The sequence below is a fragment of the Deltaproteobacteria bacterium CG11_big_fil_rev_8_21_14_0_20_49_13 genome, assembly GCA_002796305.1.
GTDB lineage: Bacteria > UBA10199 > UBA10199.
Window position 1 is genome coordinate 663 of record PCWZ01000060.1, and the last position, 300, is coordinate 962.

The 300-nt window shown below is 47.0% G+C and carries 1 protein-coding gene (cut by a window edge); it reads right to left on the reverse strand.

The annotated features are described in order from the left end of the window. A protein-coding gene (locus tag COV46_05705) for a hypothetical protein (protein ID PIR17056.1) crosses the window boundary here: on the reverse strand, positions 1-286 show its beginning. Its footprint begins 455 nt before the window's first position; 286 of the gene's 741 nt are visible here — the first part of the coding sequence; the start codon lies at positions 284-286; the stop codon falls past the left edge of the window. Positions 287-300 lie beyond the last annotated feature (14 nt).

Consider the following 300-nt stretch of genomic DNA (forward strand, 5'->3'; position numbering starts at 1 on the left):
GCTCGTCCAGGAACGTCATCTGGTCCAAATTCTCTTTGTTTATCTGCTTCTTTGCGTTGTAGGTTATCACCTCAAGGCTGTCGGGCATTATAAGGCCAAAGAAAGAGCGTAGAAAATTAAAGACCTGCTCAAAGAACCAGACATTGGTCTCTTCCCGGCCCATCTTCGTGAAGTCGATCTTCGAGCCAAAGCCCCATGAACCCACGATATCGTTACGAGCAAGGGATGACGAAAGAAAATCGTCAAGATCGGTGTAGACATCTGTGCCGTTAACGTTCTTAGCCATACGAGGCGCATATT